The sequence below is a fragment of the Brevundimonas sp. genome (genome assembly GCF_036677305.1).
Lineage (GTDB): Bacteria > Pseudomonadota > Alphaproteobacteria > Caulobacterales > Caulobacteraceae > Brevundimonas.
In genome coordinates, this window is record NZ_JAKFEB010000175.1 from 23,585 (window position 1) to 45,732 (window position 22,148).

At 67.9% G+C, this 22,148-nt stretch carries 15 protein-coding genes; 9 read left to right on the top strand and 6 right to left on the bottom strand.

Going from position 1 to position 22,148, the window contains the following annotated elements; genetic code table 11:
• Positions 1 to 65 precede the first annotated feature (65 nt).
• Together V6M42_RS10235 and V6M42_RS10240 are read right to left on the bottom strand one after the other, a co-directional pair.
• Positions 66 to 1,658, bottom strand: a complete 1,593-nt coding sequence (locus tag V6M42_RS10235; RefSeq protein WP_332678399.1) for an AMP-binding protein — start codon at positions 1,656 to 1,658, stop codon at positions 66 to 68.
• Between the two features lie 146 nt (positions 1,659 to 1,804).
• Positions 1,805 to 3,979, bottom strand: coding sequence for a TonB-dependent receptor (locus V6M42_RS10240; protein ID WP_332678400.1), 2,175 nt, complete (start codon positions 3,977 to 3,979; stop codon positions 1,805 to 1,807).
• A gap of 178 nt (positions 3,980 to 4,157) precedes the next feature.
• Between V6M42_RS10240 and V6M42_RS10245 the strand changes: the two genes are divergently transcribed.
• Together V6M42_RS10245 and V6M42_RS10250 are read left to right on the top strand one after the other, a co-directional pair.
• Positions 4,158 to 5,060: an SDR family NAD(P)-dependent oxidoreductase gene (locus V6M42_RS10245; RefSeq protein WP_332678401.1), complete on the top strand. Its 903-nt coding sequence runs from the start codon at positions 4,158 to 4,160 to the stop codon at positions 5,058 to 5,060.
• A 4-nt stretch (positions 5,061 to 5,064) separates the two neighbouring features.
• A complete protein-coding gene (locus tag V6M42_RS10250) occupies positions 5,065 to 5,832 on the top strand; it encodes an SDR family NAD(P)-dependent oxidoreductase (protein ID WP_332678402.1) in 768 nt (255 codons plus the stop codon).
• 6 nt (positions 5,833 to 5,838) lie between these two features.
• Here the strand turns inward: V6M42_RS10250 and gltB are convergent, their stop codons facing one another.
• The 4 genes from gltB to V6M42_RS10270 form a co-directional block, all read right to left on the bottom strand.
• Positions 5,839 to 10,302: a glutamate synthase large subunit gene (gene gltB / locus V6M42_RS10255; protein ID WP_332678403.1), complete on the bottom strand. Its 4,464-nt coding sequence runs from the start codon at positions 10,300 to 10,302 to the stop codon at positions 5,839 to 5,841.
• Entirely contained in the window at positions 10,299 to 11,732 is a 1,434-nt protein-coding gene (locus V6M42_RS10260) for an NAD(P)-dependent oxidoreductase (protein WP_442880952.1), read from the bottom strand. Before V6M42_RS10260 ends, gltB begins: the two co-directional genes overlap by 4 nt.
• A 155-nt stretch (positions 11,733 to 11,887) precedes the next feature.
• Positions 11,888 to 12,568 carry a TorF family putative porin gene (locus V6M42_RS10265; protein ID WP_332678405.1) on the bottom strand — a complete coding sequence of 227 codons (681 nt, stop codon included), beginning with the start codon at positions 12,566 to 12,568 and terminating at the stop codon, positions 11,888 to 11,890.
• Positions 12,569 to 12,656: 88 nt separating this feature from the next.
• Positions 12,657 to 14,018, bottom strand: coding sequence for an ammonium transporter (locus V6M42_RS10270; RefSeq protein ID WP_332678406.1), 1,362 nt, complete (start codon positions 14,016 to 14,018; stop codon positions 12,657 to 12,659).
• 416 nt (positions 14,019 to 14,434) lie between these two features.
• Between V6M42_RS10270 and V6M42_RS10275 the strand changes: the two genes are divergently transcribed.
• The 7 genes from V6M42_RS10275 to V6M42_RS10305 all read left to right on the top strand — a co-directional run bounded on the left by V6M42_RS10275 (position 14,435) and on the right by V6M42_RS10305 (position 22,147).
• Positions 14,435 to 15,934, top strand: a complete 1,500-nt coding sequence (locus V6M42_RS10275) for a UxaA family hydrolase (RefSeq protein WP_332678407.1) — start codon at positions 14,435 to 14,437, stop codon at positions 15,932 to 15,934.
• 118 nt (positions 15,935 to 16,052) lie between these two features.
• A complete protein-coding gene (locus tag V6M42_RS10280) occupies positions 16,053 to 17,354 on the top strand; it encodes an MFS transporter (protein WP_332678408.1) in 1,302 nt (433 codons plus the stop codon).
• A gap of 141 nt (positions 17,355 to 17,495) precedes the next feature.
• Positions 17,496 to 18,938 carry an aldehyde dehydrogenase family protein gene (locus V6M42_RS10285; protein WP_332678409.1) on the top strand — a complete coding sequence of 481 codons (1,443 nt, stop codon included), beginning with the start codon at positions 17,496 to 17,498 and terminating at the stop codon, positions 18,936 to 18,938.
• Positions 18,939 to 19,049: 111 nt separating this feature from the next.
• Positions 19,050 to 19,439 carry a hypothetical protein gene (locus V6M42_RS10290; protein WP_332658779.1) on the top strand — a complete coding sequence of 130 codons (390 nt, stop codon included), beginning with the start codon at positions 19,050 to 19,052 and terminating at the stop codon, positions 19,437 to 19,439.
• Between the two features lie 36 nt (positions 19,440 to 19,475).
• Positions 19,476 to 20,285: a bestrophin-like domain gene (locus V6M42_RS10295; protein ID WP_332678410.1), complete on the top strand. Its 810-nt coding sequence runs from the start codon at positions 19,476 to 19,478 to the stop codon at positions 20,283 to 20,285.
• 167 nt (positions 20,286 to 20,452) lie between these two features.
• The gene (locus V6M42_RS10300) at positions 20,453 to 20,917 is read left to right on the top strand and encodes a hypothetical protein (RefSeq protein ID WP_332658781.1); all 465 of its coding nucleotides are present in this window, start codon (positions 20,453 to 20,455) and stop codon (positions 20,915 to 20,917) included.
• Between the two features lie 171 nt (positions 20,918 to 21,088).
• Entirely contained in the window at positions 21,089 to 22,147 is a 1,059-nt protein-coding gene (locus tag V6M42_RS10305) for an HlyD family secretion protein (protein WP_332658782.1), read from the top strand.
• Position 22,148 lies beyond the last annotated feature (1 nt).

A 22,148-nucleotide genomic window follows, 5' to 3' on the forward strand; every position in this document is an offset into this window, starting at 1 on the left:
CCTCAAGACGGTCCGGCGCATCCTCATACCGACGCGCCGACTCGATGACGGAGATGTCGGCCATCCTAAGCGCCCCCATAGGTGGCGCGAAGCTGCGTCTTGTTGATCTTGCCCGTGGCGGCCAGCGGCATGGCGGCGACCCGGACGATTCGCTCGGGAATCCACCAGTCGGCGACGCGTCCCCTCAGGCTCTCCCTGAGGGCCTTGTCCTCGATTTCCTGTCCCTGGGCAGGCTCGATGACCATCAGCGGGCGCTCGCCCCATTTGGGATCGGCGCTGCCGATGACCGCAACCAGACTGACCGAAGGCAGGGCGCCGACGATCTCCTCGATCTCGACCGGATTGATCCATTCGCCGCCCGATTTGATCAGGTCCTTCGAGCGTCCCGCCAGGGTCAGATTGCCCGCGTCATCGAGGATCGCCAGGTCTCCGGTGTCGAACCAGCCGTCAGCGTCCAGCGCCGATTCAGACGAGCCGAAATAGCTCTGCACCACGCTCTGGCCGCGCACCTTCAGATAGCCGAGGGCGTTGCGCTGATCCGGCAGCGGAGTGCCTCCGGCGTCCGTAAGCAGCAGATCGAGACCCATGGGCGGCCGCCCTGCTCCCCGGGCCGCACTGGCGCCGACGCCCCGGGGCGAGATCGTGCCGAGGGGCGACAACTCCGTCATTCCCCAGCTGGTCTGAACCGTCGCGCCGAGCCGGCTCTCCATTCGTTTCAGCAGGGTGTCGGGGCAGCTGGAGCCGCCGATGATGATGCGCTCCAGGCTCGGCGTTTCCCCGCCCGTGGCGTCGAGATGATCCAGAAGCCCCAACCAGACCGTAGGCACGCCGACGGCGACAGTGACCCCGTGCCGGTTGATAAGGTCGGCGAGGCTGCGGCCGTCCGTGACGCGTCCGGGCAGGACCATGCTGGCGCCGACCGCAGGCGCCGCGAACGGCAGGCCCCAGGCATTGGCGTGGAACATGGGAACGGCGACGAGAACGACATCCTCGGCCGTCAGCGCCATGGCGTCGGCCTGAAGGGACCGGATGGTGTGGAGGTAGTTCGACCGGTGTGTATAGGCGACCCCCTTCGGGGCCCCCGTGGTGCCGGAAGTGAAGCAGAGTCCGGCCAGCGACCGTTCGTCGAAGCCGCCCCACGCCGTCGACCTCCCATCGTCCGACAGGAGGGTTTCCAGATCCGTGACCGGAGCCCAGCCGCCAGCCACGGGAGGGAGGTCTCCGTCCAGCAGGATCAGTTGCTCGAGGCACGGGCAGGCCGCCGCCAGGGCCTCAGCCATGGGAGCCAGACCCGCGCCGACGGCCAGAATGCGGTCTCCGGCCTCGGTAATCATCGCCGTGAGGTGGGCGACCGTCAGGCGCGGATTCAGGGTGTGGCAGACCAGGCCCGCGCCCATGGCGGCATACCAGATCTCGACATGGTGCTGGCTGTTCCAGGCCAGGGTGGCGATGCGATCGCCAGGCGCCAGACCCAGCGAGAGAAGCGCACCGGACAGCCGGTTCGCCCTCAGGCGCAGGTCGGCGTATCCAATGGTCCCGTCGCCGCCCTTCAAGGCCGTGATCACCTGCGTCTGGCCGTGCCATTTTGCGCCGTGATCAAGGAAGCGATCCACGGTCAGGGCGTAGTCCTGCATCGGGCTGAGGCTGGGGACGGTCATTCGGACGCGGCCGGAGCCTTCATCGTGATGGGGAGGGCAGCGAAGGCCATTGGGGGAAATCCACGCATTACAGAAGGGCCGGCGATCGCCGTCGGCAGATTGCGGGGCGGCGGCCGGATAGCCGGCCGCCGCCCTCACGGTGGACCTCAGAAGGTCCGCATCAGGTTCACACCGATCTGCCGCGGCGGTCCGGCGTAGCGCAGGCCCGCATTGATCGCGGCGATGTAGGTCTGGTCCGTGGCGTTCAGCGCATAGGCGGCGAGCGTCCAGTCGTTGCGCTGATAGGTCAGCTTCAGGTTGACGATGTTGCGCGCCTCCAGCTGATCGCCCAGCGCCTCGTTGTTGAAGATCGAGGTGTAGGCTTCGCCGATGTGCGAATAGTCGATGCGCGGCGTCAGGGTAGCCCCGTCGCCGAGGGCGAACTCGTACTGGGCCCCGAAGTTGAAGGTGAACTCCGGCGCATAGCTCTGGCTGTTGCCCGCCAGGTTCTGGCAGTTCCCGCCGGCGGGGCCGGTCTCGGGATCGCACGGCCTGCGCGCCAGACGGGGGTCGACCGCGAAGAACTCGCCCAGCTCGGAGCTGGAGATGGAGGCGCCGACATCGACGGACCATTGCCCCAGCCGCATCTGGGCGGAACCCTCGATGCCTTTCAGCACGGTCTCGCCGGCCACGTTCACGATCGAGTTGAACAGCGGCACCGTCGGGTCGCCCACGACGACCTGGAAGCCTTCATAGGCCATGTAATAGGCGCCCAGCTGGGTGCGGACGCGGCCATCGAACAGGGTCGACTTCCAGCCCAGCTCGTAGTCGATGACGTCTTCCGGTCCGAACGAACTCGCCGGCACATAGAAGTTGGGCGCGTTCAGGCCGCCCATCTTGAAGCCCGTCGCGACGAAGCCGTAGACGAAGTTGTTGTCGTCGACCTTGTAGTTGAGGCTCAGCTTTCCGGTCGTCTTCTCGGCGGTGACCTCGTCGTTCTGGAGCAGGACGAGCCCGAAGGCCGGATAGGTCGTATAGACGTTGTCATTGGTCGAGGTGGATTCCGACCAGCGGGCGCCCAGCTGAACCTGGAGACGATCGGACACGTCATAGCTGATCTGGCCGAAGACGGCCTGGGTCTCCTTCGGCGTCTCGCCGAAGATGTAGTAGTCGATCACGCCCTCGGGGAAGCCGACATGGTAGGCGCCCTGCGGGAAGGTCGTGACCGGGAAGACCACGTCGTCATATTGCCAGAAGGCGCCCAGGATCCAGGTCAGGCGCTGGTCATCGGGCGAGACGATGTTGAATTCCTGCGACCACACCTCTTCCTCGACGCGGTCATAGAAGGTGTTGTTGAGCAGGCTGGTCCCGTCCAGGTCGGTCGAGAACTCGCTGATCCCGTCCTGATAGCCGGTGATCGAACGGATCGTGATGCCGTTGTCGAACACATAGCTGACGTTCAGCGACACCCGGGCGGTCTCGTCCACGCCCGAATGAGGCCCGTTGGCGGTGATCTCGAACGGATCGTTGGTGGCGAGGGCGGGGTCCGCCGGATAGCCGCCGAAATCGAGGAAGTTGTAGTCGCCCTTCAGCAGCACCCGCAGGGCCGGCGTCGGCGTCCACAGGAAGCTGGCGCGCAGGCTGCGGGCCTCGATTTCACCCGGCGTGCCCGAATAGGCGCCGGTGATCTCGTGGAAACTGTCGCGGATCTCTGAGTTGAAGGCGAAGCGCGCCGCCAGCGTGTCGGTGATCGGCACATTGACCGCGCCCTGCAGCTTGACGTTCTCGTAGCTGCCGACCTGCCCCATCACATAGCCGTTCACGCCCGTGAAGTCGGGGTTGCGCGCGTTGATGAAGACCGCGCCGCCCGTGGCGTTGGTGCCGGCGAACGTGCCCTGCGGCCCGCGCAGAAGCTCGACGCTGCCGATGTCATAGTAGGGCTCGGTCTGGAAATAGCCCGGGAAGACCGGCACGCCGTCGCGATAGGTCGTGACGCCCACGCCGATGGCCGTGGTCGGCTCGGATTTGCCGATACCGCGCACGTTGAAGAAATTGCCCTGACCGAAATTCTGCACCGTGGTCGAAGGGGCCACGAACTGGAGTTGCTCCAGCGAGGTCACGCCCTTGTTCTCGAGGTCCGCGCCGCTCAGCACGGTCGCCGCGACGGCGGTCTCCTGCAGATTCGTCGTGCGGCGCTCAGCGGTGACGACGACGTCTTCCAGCGCCGTTTCCTGCTGTTCGGCGGCTGTGTTGCCGGCGGCCGGCGTCGTTTGCTGGGCCTGTGCGGCTCCGGCCCAGAGCAGTACGGCGGCAGATGTCGTGATCCAGAGCTTGCGGCCCATGGCGTTCCTCCCTCGAGATGTTTCCTCGGCGCTCTTGCGACGCCATGACAGGCACGGTCCCACTGAAGCGGCGCCGTGTCAATCTTCACTAGCCGACGAGTGAATATTGACCTTCCGGCCAATGTCGGGGCAGGTTCCGGTCGTTCGTAGAGGGCGGCGAACGCATCAGGAGCGACGTATGACCATTGACCTGACTCGCCGGGTGGCGATCGTGACGGGCGCTGGAGGCGGCCTGGGCCGCAGTCACGCGCTCGCGCTGGCGCGGTATGGAGCGCGTGTCGTCGTCAACGACATGTCGCCCGCCGGCGCCGAAGCGGTGGCGCGCGAGATTCAGGAGGCCGGCGGCGAAGCCGTGGCATGGACGTGCAGCGTCACCGATCGCGACGCCGTCGAGGCCATGGTCGCGGGCGCGATAGAACGTTGGGGCTCCGTCGATATCCTGGTCAACAACGCCGGCATCCTGCGGGACCGCACCTTCGCCAAGATGGACCTGGACGACTTCGCGACAGTGATCGACGTGCACCTCATGGGATCGGTGAACGTCACCAAGGCCGTCTGGCCGCACATGCGCGAGAAGGGCTATGGCCGGATAGTCTTCACGACTTCCTCGTCGGGCCTCTACGGAAATTTCGGCCAGTCGAACTATTCCGCAGCCAAGATGGCCCTGGTGGGGCTGATGCAAACCCTCGCGCTCGAAGGCGAGAAGTCCGGCATCCGCGTGAACTGCCTGGCGCCCAGCGCCTCCACCCAGATGACGGCCGGCCTCTATTCCGAAGACGACCTCAAGGGCCTGTCGTCGGACCTGGTCAGCCCTGGCGTCGTGGCGTTGGCCGCGGACGACGCGCCGACGCGGGTTGTCCTGCTGGCGGGCGCCGGCGCCTTCGAACAGGCGCATGTCACCATGACCCGGGGCGTCTATGTCGGAGACGCGCCGGATGCGGCCGAACAGATCCAGGCGCAATGGGCCGGGATTTCCGACCGCTCGAATGAAGCCGTCCCCGCCTCCGGCGCAGCCCAGTACCTGCACGAGGTCCAGCATCCCGGCCGGGGGACGCCTCAGCTCCAGGCCGTCAACGGATAGGATCATGACGCTCACCCCGCCCCCGCCCTCGTTCCGGCTCGACGGCAAAAGAGCGCTCGTCACGGGAGCGGGGCGCGGTATCGGCGCCGCCGCCGCGGCTGTCTTCGCCCAGGCCGGCGCGGCCGTCACCCTGTGCGCCCGGACGGCTTCGGAGCTCGAGGCCCGGGTCGCGGAAATCCGTGACGCGGGATTCGATGCTGACGCCTTCGTCCTCGATGTGAACGACATCGCCGCCGTTCGCCACGAGATAGAGGCGCGCGGCCCGTTCGACATCCTGCTCAACAATGCGGGCATCAACCGCATCCGGTCCCTCGTGGACGTGACGGAGGAAGACTACGACGCCGTCCTGAACGTCAATCTCAAGGCCGCCCTGTTCGTCGCCCAGGCGGTGGCGAAAGGGCTGCTGGACGCCAGGAAGCCCGGTTCGATCATCAATGTCTCGTCGCAGATGGGCCACGTGGGAGGCGGCGGCCGCTCGCTCTACAGCGCCTCGAAATGGGGGCTCGAAGGTCTGACCCGCTGCATGGCGATCGATCTCGCGCCCCACGGCATTCGGGTGAACACCATCTGCCCGACATTCATCGACACGGCCCTGACCCGCCCCATCCTGGACACTCCGGGCACGCGCGAACATGTCCTGAGCAGAATCAAGTTCGGGCGGCTCGGCCGCATGGAGGAGTTGACGGGTCCGCTTCTGCTGCTGGCGTCGGACGCCTCCAGCCTGATGACCGGAAGTTCGCTGATCGTCGACGGCGGCTGGACCGCGGGCTGAGTTCGATCATGCCCGCCGGGCGGTGACGGAAGCCTGCCCTTCAAGCCTCGGCAGAAGATGGCGAAACTCGCGGACGGCGCTCGGCCACATCTCGATCAGGCGGATCGCGAGCGGAGATCGGGTTTCGGCCGCGTGGCGCGCGACCAGCGTCCGAAGTCGCTCGGCCGCGTCCCCCGCAGGGACGCCGCTCACGATTGAGTCGCTGTTGACCCGGACAAGGGCGGTCCCGTCCGGATCATGGATGAAGGCCTCGCCGCCGGACATTCCGGCGCCGAAATTCCACCCTGTCGAGCCGAGGATCACGACCGTTCCACCCGTCATGTATTCACAGCCGTGCGCGCCGCATCCCTCCACCACCGCTTCCGCGCCGGAGTTCCTGACCGCGAACCGCTCCCCCGCCGCGCCCGCCGCGAACAGGGCCCCGGAGGTGGCGCCGTACAGGCAGGTGTTTCCGATCAGGGCTTCTCCCGCGGCCCAGGCCGAGGGACGGACGATGACTTCAGCCCCCGACAGGCCCTTGCCGACATAGTCGTTCGCCTCGCCGTCCAGTTCGATACGCAGGCCCGCAACGCCCCAGGCGGCCAGCGACTGCCCCGCCGCCCCGCGCAGCTTCAATGTCAGGTGACCCGCCGGCAGGGTCGAACCGTAGCGGCGGACGATATGCGATGAAATCCGGGCGCCGATGGCCCTCTGGGTATTGGCCACGGCATAGGTCAGCGACATCTTTTCGCGCTGGTCCAGGAAGCCCGCCGCGTCCTCGACGATCCGCGCGTCCAGCGTGTCAGGCACGGCGTTCCAGGGCGGCTCGGCGCAGCGCGTCTCGCCCTCCCCGACCCGGACGAGCAGCGGGTTCAGATCGAGGTCGTCCAGATGGGCGTCGCCGCGCGACACCTGGCGAAGAAGGTCGGTGCGGCCCACCGCTTCATCGAGGGACCGCAGGCCCAGGGAGGCGAGCACCTCGCGGGTCTCCTCGGCGATGAAGCTGAACAGGTTGACCACCTTCTCCGGCGTCCCGGTGAACATGGCGCGCAGTCGTTCGTCCTGGACGCAGACCCCGACCGGACAGGTGTTGGAATGACACTGACGCACCATCAGGCAGCCGACGGCGATCAGGCTGGCCGTGCCGATGCCGAACTCCTCGGCCCCCAGCATGGCGGCGATGACGATGTCCCGGCCGGTCCGAAGACCGCCGTCGGTGCGCAGCCGGACACGGCCGCGCAGACCGTTCAGGCTCAGCACCTGATGCGCCTCGGACAGACCCAACTCCCAGGGCAGTCCCGCATGTTTGATCGACCCGAGCGCCGAGGCGCCCGTGCCGCCGTTGTGGCCGGCGATCAGGATCACGTCCGCCTTGGCCTTGGCCACGCCCGCCGCGACCGCGCCGATGCCCGACTGGGCCACCAGCTTGACCGTCACCCGCGCGTCCGGATTGACCTGTTTCAGGTCGTAGATCAGTTGGGCCAGGTCCTCGATCGAATAGATGTCATGATGCGGCGGCGGGCTGATCAGGCCGACGCCCGGCGTCGAATGGCGCATCCGGGCGATGAATTCGGTGACCTTGAAACCGGGAATCTGGCCGCCCTCGCCGGGCTTGGCGCCCTGGGCCACCTTGATCTCGATCTCGCGGCACTGGTTCAGATATTCGGCGGTGACGCCGAACCGGCCGGATGCGATCTGTTTGACCGCGCTGTTGGCGTTGTCGCCGTTGGGGCGCGGCGCATAGCGCTCGGGGTCTTCTCCGCCCTCGCCGGAGACGGACCGCGCGCCGATGCGGTTCATGGCGATGTTCAGCGTCTCGTGCGCCTCGGGAGACAGGGCGCCCAGCGACATTCCGGGCGTAACGAACCGGCGGCGGATATCGTTGACGCTCTCTACCTCGTCGACGGCGACCGGAACGGCGTCCCGGAAATCGAGCAGGTCCCGGAGCGCGGTTGACGGCAGTTCACGCGCCCGGCGGCTGTAGGCCTTGTATCGCCCGTAGTCGCCGCGCGTGGTGGCGTCCTGCAAACGGTGGATCAGTTCCGCGTCCCAGCCGTGGGTTTCCTCGCCCGCCCGGATGCGATGCGCGCCGCCGATGCGCAGCGCCGGGCGCCAGGCCTCGAAGCCCCGCGCCGTCTTGCGGGTGACCTGGGCCTCGATCCCGGCCAGGCCGATGCCCGAGATGCGCGAGGTCATGCCCGGGAAGAATTCGGCCACGAGCGCGCGGCTCAGCCCCAGCGCCTCGAATTCGCACGCCCCGCGATAGGCCGAGATGACCGAGATGCCCTTCTTGGCGAGAATCTTCATCAGCCCGGCCTCGACCGCGGCCTTGTGGTTCAGGCAGGCGTCGCGAAGCGTCAGTCCCGGATAACGCCCGCCGGCCAGCCGCTCGAGGAAGGTCTCCTGGGCCAGCCAGCCGTTGACCGCCGTCGCCCCGCATCCGACCAGGACCGCGAATGTGTGGGCGTCGATCGCCTCGGCCGCGCGCACCACCAGCGAGCAGAAGGTGCGCAACCCTTCGTCGACCAGCCGGCCGTGCACGGCGGCCGTGGCCAGGATCATGGGGATCAGCGGCCGCCCCTCCCCCATCCGTTCGTCGGTCAGCACGATCAGGCCCGCGCCGCTCTTAGCCGCCGCCACCGCCTCGTCGCGGATGCGGTCCAGCGCCTGTTTCAGGGCGCCGTCCCCGGCAGGGAAGGTGCAGTCGATGACCGTCGTCGCCCCGGCTCCGACCACTTCCAGCATCCGCTCGTACATGCCCGTCGTGAGCACCGGGCTGTCCAGAACGAAGACCTGCGTCTGGGTCTCGTCCTGGGCGAGGATATTGCCGAGGTTCTTGAACCGCGTCCGCAGGCTCATCGCCCCCGCTTCACGCAGCGAGTCGATCGGCGGGTTGGTGACCTGGGCGAAGGCCTGGCGGAAATAGTGGGCGAAGGGCCGATCCTGATGCGACAGGACGGCGGGCGGCGTATCGTCGCCCATGGAGGCGACCGCCTCCTTGCCCTCTCCGGCCATCGGATCCAGCAGTGTGTCGATGTCCTCCTGGGTCCAGCCGACGGCGGCCTGGAAGCGGGTCAGCCCCTCGCCCGACAGCCGGCGCGGCTCGGGTCCCGGACCGATCATCGGCTCGAGTTCGACCATGTTCGACAGCCACTGGCGGTACGGCAGGGCCGCCGCCAGCCGGTCGACGGTCCGGGTCTCGTCGTAGAGAACGCCGGCCTCCAGATCGACGGAGATCATCCGCCCGCCGCCGATGTGCAGTCGGCGCTTGATCCGGTCGTCGGCGACGCCCGTCATTCCGACTTCGGAGCCGCAGATCAGCAGGCCGTCCACCGTCTCGGCCACCCGCAGCGGGCGCAGGCCGTTGCGGTCCTTGCCCGCGACCACCCAGCGGCCGTCGGTGGCGCAGATCGCGGCCGGCCCGTCCCATGGCTCCATCACCGCGTTGCAGTAGGCGTAGAGGGCCCGATGATCGTCGCTGATCACGCCCTCGATCGGCGCCTCGGGAATGAGCAGGGCCTTGACCATGGGGGCGGGCCGTCCGGCGCGGACCAGAACCTCGAACACATTGTCCAGCGCCGCCGAGTCCGACCCCCCCGCCTGGATCACCGGCTTGACCGTCGCGTCGTCGGCGCCGAAGGCCTCGGCCGTCATGCGGATCTCGTGACTGCGCATCCAGCCGGCGTTGCCGCGCAGGGTGTTGATCTCGCCGTTGTGGGCCAGCATCCGGAACGGCTGGGCCAGCCGCCATTCGGGGAAGGTGTTGGTCGAATATCGCTGATGGAACAGGGCCACATTGGCCTCGACCCGCGGGTCGTTCAGGTCCGGATAGAAGTCCGCCAGCGCCTGGGCCAGCATCATCCCCTTGTAGATGACCGACCGCGCCGACAGCGAGCAGACATAGAAATGCTGCAGCCCCGCCGCCGTCGCCCGCGCCTCGATCCGGCGGCGCAGCAGGTACAGGGCCCGCTCCAGTTCCTCGCCGTCCAGACCCTCGGGCGCGCTGAGCATGATCTGCTCGATCTCCGGCCGGGTCGCGGCGGCGCGCTGGCCCAGCACGGAGACATGGGTCGGCACCTGACGCCAGCCGTACAGCCAGAAGCCGGCCGCCATCACCTCGCGCTCGACGATGGTCCGGGCCCGCTCCTGGGCGGCCAGATCGACGCGCGGCAGGAAGATCATGCCCACGGCGATGGGTCCCCGCCGCGGCTCATGCCCGGCGTCGCGCACCTGGCTCTCGAAGAAGGCGCGCGGCAAGCCGATCAGGATGCCGGCCCCGTCGCCGGACTTGCCGTCGGCGTCAACCGCGCCCCGGTGCCAGACGGCCTTCAACGCCTTCAGCGCCAGATCGACGACTTCGCGACGCGGCTTGCCGTCGATGGCGGCGACCAGACCGACCCCGCAGGCGTCACGTTCGGACGCGGGATCATAGGCGTGGCCGTCGATCAGCCGCTGGCGGGCCGCCAGGTATTGTTCGGGATCGAAGGTCATGCCGCCGCCCTCTGGCGGCTGGTCAACCAGGCGTCGATCTCGGCCGCCGCGTCCTGTCCGTCCCGCACCGCCCACACCACCAACGAGGCCCCGCGGACGATGTCGCCGGCGGCGAACACGCCTTCGAGGGTCGTCGCCTTCGTATGGCCCGCGGTGCGGATCGTCCGCCATTCGGTCAGGGCCAGATCGGGCTCGGAGAACAGGTCCGGCATGTCCTCGGGATCGAAGCCCAGGGCCTCGATCACCAGATCGGCGGCGAGGTCGAACTCGCCGCCCGGAACCGGCTCGACGCTCCAGCGGCCATCGACCGACTGCGCCGCCAGCGCCATCCGCTGGGCCCGCACGCCGGTCACCCGCTCGGCCTCGCCCAGCACGGCGCGCGGCGCGGCCAGCCATTCGAAGACCACGCCCTCCTCCTCGGCGTTGGCGACCTCGCGCGCGCTGCCCGGCATATTGTCCCGGTCGCGGCGATACAGGCAGGTCACCGAGACCGCGCCCTGCCGTACGGCGGTGCGCACGCAGTCCATGGCCGTATCACCGCCGCCGATCACCACCACCCGCTTGCCCGAGGCGTTCAGGACCCCGCCGTCAAAGGCCGGCACGGCGTCGCCGAACCCCTTCCGGTTGGAGGCGATCAGATAGTCGAGCGCCGCGACCACGCCGTCAGACCCGCACCCGGGCGCCGTCAGCCGCCGCGCCTGATAGACGCCCGTCGCCACCAGCACCGCATCATGGGCCGCCCGCACCTCGGCGAACGGCAGATCTCCGCCGACGTCCACGCCCAGCCGGAACTCGACGCCGCCATCGGCCAATCGGTCCAGCCGTCGCCGGACCACGTGCTTCTCCAGCTTGAAGCCGGGAATGCCATAGGTGAGCAGGCCGCCCGCCCGGTCGTGGCGGTCGTAGACGGTCACCGCATAGCCGGCCGACCGCAGCCGGTCCGCAGCGGCCATCCCGGCCGGTCCCGCGCCGACGATTCCGACGGAGGTCCCGCGCTCGATCCGCGGCCGGATCGGATCGACCCAGCCGTTCTCGAAGGCCATGTCGCCCAGCCAGCGTTCGACCGAGCCGATGGTCACCGTTTCCCAGCCCGCCTGCTCCAGGGTGCAACTGCCTTCGCACAGCCGGTCCTGCGGACAGATGCGGCCGCAGATCTCCGGCAGGGTCGAGGTGGCTTCGGCCTGTCGCCAGGCCTCTTCGGCCCGGCCTTCTGCAGCCAGCTTCAGCCAGTCGGGGATGTTGTTCTGCAGCGGGCAGCCGGTCTGGCAGAAGGGCACGCCGCACTGGGCGCAACGGCTCGACTGGCCCGCCCCGGCGACGGGGGTGAAGTCCGCATAGATCTCGTCGAATCCGCGCACCCGGTCGGCGGCTCCGGCCTTGGCCGGGCCGGTCCTCGGAGTCACGACAAAGGTCTGGTTCACGGACGCCACATCGATCCCTTCGCTATCGCACAGGGCTTAGGGTCAGGAACGAGATGTGGCAACTTCCGTGCAACATATGCAGCAGAAGCCCCCGCGGGTGCAAAAATATGCCGGTCAGGCGCCGAAAATCATAACGCCTGACCGGTCTGGTTTGTGCGGCGCATTCAGAAGAGGACCTTGATTCCGGCCACGCCGCGCGAGTCGGACAACGGGCCGTCCACGTCAGTGTCGTAGTACCGGACATCAATCGCCACGTGTTCGGTGACGGCGTAGCCGGCCCCGAGATTCCACGTCGCATAGTCGTCGTTCACGTCCAGCCACTGATGGCCGACCGCGCCCGATACGGTCCATTTTTCGGCCGGCGTGAAGGCGACGCTGCCTTCGGCGTAAGTCGCTTCCTCGTCCAGGCCGAAGAAGTCCGGCGACCAGTAGAGCGCCGCCCCGAACGTCGCCGGCCCCACGGCGCGCGACGCCGCGGCCTTGAACTCCAGGAAGTCGTAGTCGGCGCCGTCCGGCGCGTTGACATAGCCATAGCCGATCGCTCCCACGTCGAAAGCGAAGCCCCCGGCCTCGCCGCGGAAGCCGCCGTAGAGGTCCACCTCGGCGTCGGTGTCATCGCCGAAATCGACGCTGGACGCCCAGGCCCCGACGTAGAAGGCGCCGATCGTGACGTCCACGCCGCCCTGGATGGCGGGCTCTTCGTCCGTCTGGCTGAAGCCGCGGAAGACATAGTCGCTGACCACCCCGACGTTCCAGGCCGCCTCGGGCGCGGACTGGGCGGCGGCGGCCCCGGCGGTCAGCAGGGCGGCCGCAGCGACCGCGCAGGCGAAAGCTGATCTCATCATCGTATCCCCTTGTTATCGATGGCTGTTCGAGACTCACGCCTACTGGGCGACGGCGCGGAGGGGAGGCTTCGCGCCGGCTGTGGTTCGGTCAGACCCCCTCCATCACCTCGCCGTGCAGATGCCCGTCCAGACCTTCGACCTCCTGCATGGCGGAGACCCGAAGACCGGTCGTGAACTTGCAGACGATGAGGATCAGGAAGGTGACGACGGCGCTCCAGCCGATCGTCACGCCCAGACCCCAGAGCTGTTTGGCGACCGTCGCGCCCTCCGCCACGCCGTTGACGGCGGCCGAGGCGAAGACGCCGGTCAGAACCGCGCCCAGGATGCCGCCGGCGCCGTGGATGCCGAAGGCGTCCAGGCTGTCGTCATAGCGCAGCAATTTCTTGATCCAGACCGAGGCCGCGTAGCAGACCGGGCCCGAGGCCAGCCCGATGATCACCGCCCCTTTCGGATCGACCAGACCCGCAGCGGGCGTGATGGCGACCAGGCCGGCGATCAGGCCCGAAAGCACGCCGATCAGCGACGGCTTCCGCTTCTCCATGATCTCGACGATCTTCCAGGTCAGGGAGCCGGCCATGGCGGCCAGGATGGTGTTCAGAATGGCGACCGAGGCGATCGAGTCCGCGGTCCAGGCCGAGCCGGCGTTGAAGCCGATCCAGCCGACCAGCAGCAGCGAGGCGCCGATCATGGTCAGCACCGGATTGTGGGCGACGATGCTCTCCTTGCCGTAGCCCTTCCGCGCGCCGAGGAAGATGGCGCAGACCAGACCGGCCACGCCCGCGTTGACGTGCACCACGGCGCCGCCGGCGAAATCCAGCACGCCCGCGGCGCCCAGGAAGCCGCCGCCCCATACCCAGTGACAGATCGGGGCGTAGACCAGCAGTGTCCACAGGCCGGTGAACAGCAGCAGGCCCGAATATTTGATGCGTTCCGCGAACGCCCCCGCGATCAGCGCAGGGGTGATGATGGCGAAGGTCAGCTGATAGGCGATCCAGAGATATTCCGGCAGACCGGGCGTCAAACTGTGCGCCGTGGTCGGCGTCACGCCGTTCAGGAACAGCGACTGCAACGAGCCGATGTAGCTCTGCACCTCTTCGCCCGGGTAACCGCCGATCGGCTGGCCCACGCCGAACGACAGGCTGTAGCCCGCTATGAACCAGGCCAGGGTGACCACCGAGGCCACGCCCAGCGACTGGGTGATTGTGGCGATGACGTTCTTGCGCCGGACCATGCCGCCGTAGAACAGGGCCAGACCCGGCAGGGTCATCAGCAGGACCAGGGCGGTCGATGTCAGGATCCAGCCCGTCGCCGCGCCGTCGAGGGCGAGCGTCGTCTGGTGCGCCAGAAGCGCGGCAGGCGGAGCGGCCGGCGCGGCGGCTGAAGCCGCGCCGGTCAGTCCGCTCGCCGTAAGGGTCAGAGCCGCCGCAAGTCCGATACGAAGTCGAGTCATGGGATCCCCCGGGCCAGCATTACGCATGTGCGAAATGTTTACCGCATTTGCGAAATAGACAAGTGGGCGCACGGCGTTTTATGGGACTTTTTTGCGGATTGTCCGGGAACTCTTCTTAATTCTGCAACTTGCTGCCCTTTCTTGGCGGCATTCCGCGGTCGAATTGCCGCTCTCGACCCCACGGAGGCCCTCGCTGTTGCAGCATTTCCCCCGCGCGACCGGCGCCCGGTTTGGTGAATCCCGGTGGGAAAGGCCGATCCGCTGCGAGTTGTGGTAACCGGTGTCTGGTCAGCCGCTGGTCAGGATCGCCTCATGCGCACTCAGGGACACGCCCGTCCGTCGCGGTTCGCGAACCCTCGACTCGCCGCGCGATCCAGCGCCGGAACCCCTGTTCGCGTCTCCAGGAGGGTCGCGGAATGACCCGGGCGCTGACGCTGACTCCGGCAGACGATGTGGCGATCGCGCTCGAACCGCTCGAACCGGGCGCTGTAATCGAGAGCCTGGACCTGCGGGCGGTCGACGCCATACCGGCCGGCCACAAGATCGCCCGTCATGCCATCGCCGCCGGAACCGTGGTGCGCAAATACGGGCAGGTCATCGGCGAAGCGGTCAGCGACATCGCCGCCGGCGCCCACGTCCACGTCCATAATCTGGCGATGAGCGAAGCCCGCGCAGACGCCTCGATCGGGGCGGACGCGCAGCCCGCAGCCGGTCTCCACGGGGCGACCTTCGAAGGCTTCGTCCGCCCGGATGGAACGGTCGGCACGCGCAACTACATCGGCGTCCTGACCAGCGTGAACTGTTCGGCGACCGTCGCCCGCCGGATCGCGGACGCCTTCCCCGACTCAGCCCTGCCCCAAGGGGTCGACGGCGTCGTGGCCTTCACCCATCAGGGCGGTTGCGGGGGTTCGTCCCTGAGCGTGGACACGGCCGTCCTGCAGCGGACCATGGCCGGCTACGCCCGCCATCCGAATTTCGCGGCCGTCCTCGTCGTCGGCCTGGGTTGCGAGGCGAACCAGATCCCGGACTGGCTGGCCAGGGAAGGCCTTGCACCCTCCCCCGGCCTGCGCACCCTGACCATCCAGGAAGCCGGCGGCACCCGCCGGGCCATCGAGGCCGGCGTGGCTATCGTCCGCGAGATGATCGCCGACGCTGCGGCGGCGCGCCGCCAGCGGGTGTCCGCCGCTCACCTGACCGTCGGCCTGCAGTGCGGCGGGTCGGACGGCTGGTCCGGAGTCACAGCCAATCCCGCGCTCGGCGCCGCCGTCGACCTGCTGGTCGCCCACGGCGGCCGGGCCATGCTGTCCGAAACGCCGGAGATCTGGGGCGCCGAACACCTTCTGTTGCGGCGGGCGACGTCGCCCGAGGTCGCAGACAGGTTGCTGGCCCGGCTGGACTGGTGGCGGGCCTATGCCGACCGGCACGACATGGCGCTGAACAACAACCCCTCGCCCGGCAATCTCGCCGGCGGCCTGACGACCATTCTCGAAAAATCCCTCGGCGCCGTGGCCAAGGCGGGAGGCACGCCGCTCAACGACGTGATCGGCTACGCCGAGCCCGTGACCGCGCGGGGCCTCAGCTTCATGGACAGCCCCGGCTACGATCCCTGCTCGGCGACCGGCCAGATCGCCTCGGGCGCCAATCTTCTGGCCTTCACCACGGGACGCGGTTCGGTGTTCGGGGCCAAGCCGGCGCCGTCGATCAAACTGGCCTCCAACGCCCGCGTGGCGAGCTGGATGGACGAGGACATCGACATCGACGCCTCGCCGGTCCTGGACGGCGTCTCATTGGCCGCCATGGGCGAGATCATCTTCGCCCGCATGCTGGCCGTCGCCTCGGGCGAACCGTCGAAGTCGGAAACGCTCGGAATCGGCGACAACGAATTCGTCCCCTGGCAGGTTGGAGGCTACCTTTAGGCTGCGCACGAACAGGCATTGACACCGGTTACCATGCGTCCGCATTCTGCGGTCTGACGTCGCCGACAACCGCCCGGAAACAGGACGGACCGGCAGGAAACGAACGGGACGAGGGATCATGAGCAACGTTGCAGGCGCGACTGCGAACCAGCCCGCGCCCGCGGGCAAGTACCGCTGGGTGGTGGTGTGGCTGCTGTTCGCCGCCATGGTCATCAACTACGTCGACCGTCAGGCGCTGGGCGTGCTCAAGCCCACGCTGATGGCCGAGTTCAGTTGGACCGAGACCAACTATGCCGACATCGTCTTCTGGTTCCAGTTCGCCTACGCCATCTCCTACCTGTTGTGGGGCCGGATCGTCGACAAGATCGGGGCCCGATGGGGCTTCGGCATCGCCTTCATCCTCTGGCAGATCGCCTTCATCGCCCACGCCGGCATCCGCAGTCTGAACACCGCCATCTTCGCCCGTCTGGCGCTGGGCGTGGGTGAAGGCGGCGGCTTCCCGGCGGGCATCAAGGCCGTGACCGAGTGGTTCCCCAAGAAGGAACGCGCGTTCGCTGTCGGCCTGTTCAACGCCGGCACCAACATCGGCGCCATCGTCACCCCGCTGATCATTCCGTTCATCGCCTCGATCTGGCTGGGCACGGTCGAGGAGCCCAATTGGCGCATGGCCCTGATCATCGTCGGCGCGCTCGGCTTCCTGTGGGTGCCCGTCTGGTTCTGGGTCTACAAGCGGCCCAGCGAGCACAAGAAGGTCACCCCCGAAGAGCTGGCCTATATCGCCCAGGACGCGCCCGACCCCGCGCACAAGATCGGCTGGCTGAAGCTGCTGACCGTCAAGGAGACCTGGGCCTATGCGCTGGGCAAATTCCTGATCGACCCGATCTGGTGGTTCTTCCTGTTCTGGCTGCCAGGCTTCCTGGGCACCCAGTACGACCTCAACCTTCTGACCTTCGGCCCGCCGCTGATCGCCATCTATCTGCTCAGCGACGTCGGTTCGATCGGCGGAGGATGGCTGTCCAGCCAGTTCCTCAAGCGCGGCATGAGCCTGAACGCCGCACGCAAGCTGACCATGTTGATCTGCGCCCTGGCCGTCATCCCCGTGGCCTTCGCGGGCATGGCCTCCAACGTCTGGACCGCGGTCCTGATCATCGGCATCGCCACGGCCGCCCACCAGGGCTTCTCGGCCAACCTCTACGCCATGCCGGGCGACGTCTTCCCGCGCTCGGCGGTGGGCTCGGTGGTGGGCATCGGCGGCATGATCGGCGGCTTCGGCGGCATGGCCATGGCCAAATACGCCGGCTACGTCCTGGACAAGATCGGCAGCTACACGCCCATCTTCGTGGTCGCGGCCTCGGCCTATCTGATCGCCCTGTTCGTCATCCACCTGCTGTCGCCGCGCTACGAGCCGGCCAAGGTCTGATCCTGCCCCTGAGGTCGTCCGCCTGAGCGCGGGCGACCTCAACCCGGCGGCCTTCCGTCACGTAACCCTATGAATAATCAGGTGCCCGACGCGCACGCTGCGTTGTAGGCTGGTCGCAGTCCCATCGTGGAGCGATCTCCCATGCCGTCCCTGAAGCCCTCGTATCCGCTTTATCTGGCCAATGAGGCGCTGACCCCCAATCAGGATCTCGCGGTCACGGACAAATACTCCGGCGAGGTGGCGACGCGGGTGGCCATGGCCGACGCCGCGACCATCGACAGGGCCATCGGCGCGGCGGTCGAGGCGGTCCGGCCCATGGCCGAGATGGCGGCCTATGAGCGGCAGGCGGTCCTCGCCCACTGCGTGACGCGGTTCCAGGAACGGGCCGACGAACTGGCCTATGCCCTGTGCATCGAGGCCGGAAAGCCGATCAAGGATTCCCGCGGCGAGGTCAGCCGGCTGATCGACACCTTCCGCATCGCGGCCGAGGAATCCGTGCGCATGACCGGCGAGGTCCAGCCGCTGGATATCTCCGCCCGGGCAAAAGGGTATCAGGGCATGTGGAAGCGCGTGCCGATCGGCCCCTGTTCCTTCATCTCGCCGTTCAACTTCCCGCTCAACCTCGCGGCCCACAAGATCGCCCCCGCCCTGGCGGTGGGCTGCCCGTTCGTGATGAAACCGGCCTCGCGCACGCCGCTGGGCGCGCTGATCATCGGCGAGGTTCTGGCCGAAACCGATCTGCCCAAGGGCGCCTTCTCGATCCTGCCCGCCACCCGCGACGGCGCGGACCTGTTCACCACCGACGACCGCTTGAAGCTGCTGTCGTTCACCGGCTCGCCGGAAGTGGGCTGGGCGCTCAAGGCGAAGTCCGGAAAGAAGAAGGTGGTGCTGGAGCTCGGCGGAAACGCCGCCGTGATCGTCGACCGGGACGCCGATCTGCACGACGCCACCGACCGGATCATCTTCGGCGCCTTCTACCAGTCGGGCCAGTCCTGCATCGGGGTGCAGCGCATCCTGATCCACGACGACATCTATGACGCCCTGCGCGACCGGCTGGTCGCGAAGACCCGCTCGCTGGTCTCGGGCGACCCGCAGGACGAAAACGTCTTCATCGGTCCCATGATCGACGAGGGCGAAGCCCGCCGACTGGAGGACTGGATCACCGAGGCCACCGCCGCGGGCGCGACGCTTCTGTGCGGGGGGCGCCGCGAAGGCGCGATGCTGGAGGCGACCCTGCTGGAAGGCGTCGGACGCGGTCTGAAGATCCGCGAGGAGGAAGCGTTCGGCCCGGTGGCGATCCTGTCCCGCTTCTCCGATTTCGAGGCGGCGCTGGAAGAGGTCAATGACAGCCGCTTCGGCCTGCAGGCGGGCCTCTTCACCCGCGACATCCACAAGGCCATGCGGGCCTGGGAGGTGCTGGAAGTCGGCGGGGTTCTGATCGGCGACGTGCCCAGCTATCGCGTCGACAACATGCCCTACGGCGGGGTGAAGGACTCCGGACTGGGCCGCGAGGGCGTGCGGTTCGCCATGGAGGACATGACCGAGATCCGCAATCTGGTGATCCGGAAGCATCCGACGGCCTGACCCCCCGACGCCGAAACGCCCCGGCGCCGGACTGCGCCCTACCGGGGAAAGGCCTGATTGCCCGCCCTGCCCGCCCGCCTATCGTCAGGGCAGGAAAACGAGGGGGCCGTCATGCGCATCCACCAAATTCTGTGCGGGGCCGCGGCGGCTTCCCTGCTGGCCTTTTCCGCCTCGGCCCAGGAAGGCCAGGCCGCGGAGGCGCAGGGCGGGCAGTACGCAGAGGCCCTGACCCGGATCGTCGCCGACGCCAGGGCCGGGACCTGTTCCGAACTCATGTCCGCCGGGGTTCAGCTGGCGTGCCAGCGTCGCATCGACCAGATCGCGCTCACGCTTGAGCGCTTCGGGGACGTGCAGAAGATCACTCTCCTCAAGGCGGAAGATCGGGGCGGCGTCCTCTACGAGACCTACGAGCTCGGCTTCGTCGACGGGTTTACGATGACCTGGATAATCGGCGGACTGTACGACGGGCAGTTCAGCACCGCCTACAGCGAGGACGGCTGACGGCGGTCGGAGGCGCTCCCGGGGAGGCAGGTCGCCATGGACGGACTCACGGCCTTCATCAACGACGCGCCGCTCCTCCTCATCGCGGGACTGCTGTTTCTCGCCCAATGCCTGATGAGGGAGGTCGGCGGCTGGATCCGGCGCCGCGTGTCGGCCGATGCCGGCGAGTCGGCCGAGGAAGTCTCCGACAAGGGATACCTCCTGTCAGGCGTGCTGGGCCTTCTTGCGCTTCTGATCGCTTTCACCTTCGGCCTCGCGGTGGACCGTTACGAGGGACGTCGTCACCTGGTGACGGAGGAAGCCAACGCCATCGGGACCGCCGAGATGCGGGTGCAACTGCTGCCTCCTCCGGACGGCGCCCGGCTGGCGGACATGTTGCGGGACTACGCCCGGACGCGCGCGGCCTATGGCCTGGCCGACACGACCGACAGGCCGTCCCTGGCCCGGTCCTCGGCGATTCAGCGCAGCGCATTGCAGACGGCGGCTCTCTCGTCCCTGGCTCCGGTATCGACCACCGCGCTGGCGGCGTTCGTGGGGGCGTCGATCAACGCCGTGCTCGACATCGGGGTCGAACGGGAGGCGATGAATGACGCGCGGGTGCCTCTGACCATCCTGAGGGCCCTCGTCCTCTACGCCCTGCTGACCGCGGCGATGCTCGGCTATGGGCTGACCGGAGCCCGGGCCCGCCACCGCGCAACGACGGTGATCCTGTTCACCCTGCTGAGCCTGGCCATCCTGCTGATCCTCGATCTCGACCGGCCGCAGGGCGGGACGATCCGCATCGACCAGACGCCGATGACCCAGCTCGTCGCGGGTTTTCCGCCCAAGGGACAGACAGCTCCGTAAACGCTCGGGCCCCGCCCCTCGGCACACGGCGCGCTGCTTCTAGGGGTCAAACCTGATGTCTGGCGCCGTGAACACCCGGATAGATGGCGTCTGTATTCGCGCGGAATCGCATCCGGGCGCGGCTGGTAGACAGAGGGGCAGGCATGACAGCGGCGAACGACAGCTTGATGCCGGCCACGATACAGGCGCCGTCCGACCGCCAGCGGATGTTCGCGCGCTATTTCACGGGGATGCTGATCGACCTGCTCGTCCTCGGACTGTTCGACGAATACTGGGACAAGGTTCACGTCGCGTCCTTCACCGTCATGGTGCTGGCCGCAGTGCTGCTTCAGATACTGCTGAAGGTGACGATCGCGATCGAGCATGTCGTGGCGGGCTTCTTCAAGGCTCGCCCGGGCGGGTTCATGAAGTTCATGCGCTTCTTCTGCGCCTGGCTGGTCCTGTTCGGCTCCAAATTCGTCATCCTGGAAGCGCTGGCGTTGGCCTTCGGCGACCAGGTGCATTTCTCGGGCGTCTTCCACGGGATCATCACCCTCATCGTGGTGGTCGTCGTCATGCTGGTGGTGGAGGAAGTCATCGTGCGCTTCTACCGCCGGCTCGGCCCGAAGGCCGATGGCCCCGCGGCGGCGTGACAGCGCCGGTCAACGCGCGGCCCTGCTGGGTCAGGGGCGAGCGAGGCTTGAGCCATGGATGACGCGGTAAAGGCCCCCGCCCCCCAACCGGAGCCGCCGGCGTCCGCGCCCCCTCCAGCGCCCCCGCCCTCGGACGAGCCGACGGCGCCTGCCAAACCGCCACGGGCGCCCATGAGCCCCTTGCGCAAGCTGACGGTGATCGTGCTCCTCACCGCCATGGTCATATTCGTCTACGGCCTCTTCGCCGATCGCTGGACGCCCTACACCGACCAGAGCGCCGTCCAGTCCAGCGTGATCATGATCGCCCCGGACGTGAGCGGCCGGGTCAACCACATCGGCGTTCGCGACAACCAGCTGGTCCGGACCGGGGACGTCCTGTTCACAATCGACAACGAACGATACGAGATCGCGGTCGAGGCCGCCCAGGCGCAACTCTCCACCGCCGGCCAGTCAGTCGGAGCCTCAACGGCCAGCGTGGTCGCCGCCGAGGCCCGGCTGGCCGCGTCCGAGGCGACCCTGGTCAACGCCAGGGTCCAGAGCGAACGGGTCTTCGAACTGGTCCGGCGCGGCGTCAGCAGCCCCAGCCGGGGCGACGACTCCCGCGCCAGCGTCCGCAATGCGATCGCAGATGTGGCGCGGAGCAGGGCCGAACTCGAGCAGGCCCGGCAAAGCCTTGGCCCGTCGGGCGCCGACAATCCCCAGATCCGTCAGGCACAGGCCGCGCTCAGCGCCGCCCGCCGGGATCTGGCCGATACCGTGGTGCGGGCGCCTTCAAACGGCAGGGTCACCAACCTTCAGCTCGCACCCGGCCGGTTCGCGGGCGCGGGTCAGGCGGTCATGACGTTCGTGGAGAACGACGCCGTCTGGATAGAGGCCGAGTTCAGGGAAAACTCCCTTGAGCACATCAAGGTCGGCGACCCCGTCGCCATCGTGCTCGATGTACGGCCGGGCCGGGTCTACCCCGGCAAGGTCGACAGCGTCGGCTGGGGCATCGACAATCGTGACACCGACCCCCAGACGGGGCTTCCCACGGTCAACAACGACAGCGGCTGGGTTCGCGATCCCCAGCGGTTCGTGGTGCGGATTCGTCTCGACCCCGAAAAGCGCCCCGGCGACGTGCGCGTCGGGTCGCAGGCCAGTGTCGTCGTCTACACCGGCGTAAACGGGCTGACGGACATCGTGGGGCGGATCTGGATCCGGCTCGTGTCGTGGCTCAGCTATCTGAACTGAC

Bases quoted from the DNA above. Each gene is read 5' to 3' on its own strand.
- V6M42_RS10235 (WP_332678399.1), bottom strand. From the start codon at position 1,658: ATGACCGTCCCCAGCCTCAGCCCGATGCAGGACTACGCCCTGACCGTG.
- V6M42_RS10240 (WP_332678400.1), bottom strand. From the start codon at position 3,979: ATGGGCCGCAAGCTCTGGATCACGACATCTGCCGCCGTACTGCTCTGG.
- V6M42_RS10245 (WP_332678401.1), top strand. From the start codon at position 4,158: ATGACCATTGACCTGACTCGCCGGGTGGCGATCGTGACGGGCGCTGGA.
- V6M42_RS10250 (WP_332678402.1), top strand. From the start codon at position 5,065: ATGACGCTCACCCCGCCCCCGCCCTCGTTCCGGCTCGACGGCAAAAGA.
- gltB (WP_332678403.1), bottom strand. From the start codon at position 10,302: ATGACCTTCGATCCCGAACAATACCTGGCGGCCCGCCAGCGGCTGATC.
- V6M42_RS10265 (WP_332678405.1), bottom strand. From the start codon at position 12,568: ATGATGAGATCAGCTTTCGCCTGCGCGGTCGCTGCGGCCGCCCTGCTG.
- V6M42_RS10270 (WP_332678406.1), bottom strand. From the start codon at position 14,018: ATGACTCGACTTCGTATCGGACTTGCGGCGGCTCTGACCCTTACGGCG.
- V6M42_RS10275 (WP_332678407.1), top strand. From the start codon at position 14,435: ATGACCCGGGCGCTGACGCTGACTCCGGCAGACGATGTGGCGATCGCG.
- V6M42_RS10280 (WP_332678408.1), top strand. From the start codon at position 16,053: ATGAGCAACGTTGCAGGCGCGACTGCGAACCAGCCCGCGCCCGCGGGC.
- V6M42_RS10285 (WP_332678409.1), top strand. From the start codon at position 17,496: ATGCCGTCCCTGAAGCCCTCGTATCCGCTTTATCTGGCCAATGAGGCG.
- V6M42_RS10290 (WP_332658779.1), top strand. From the start codon at position 19,050: ATGCGCATCCACCAAATTCTGTGCGGGGCCGCGGCGGCTTCCCTGCTG.
- V6M42_RS10295 (WP_332678410.1), top strand. From the start codon at position 19,476: ATGGACGGACTCACGGCCTTCATCAACGACGCGCCGCTCCTCCTCATC.
- V6M42_RS10300 (WP_332658781.1), top strand. From the start codon at position 20,453: ATGCCGGCCACGATACAGGCGCCGTCCGACCGCCAGCGGATGTTCGCG.
- V6M42_RS10305 (WP_332658782.1), top strand. From the start codon at position 21,089: ATGAGCCCCTTGCGCAAGCTGACGGTGATCGTGCTCCTCACCGCCATG.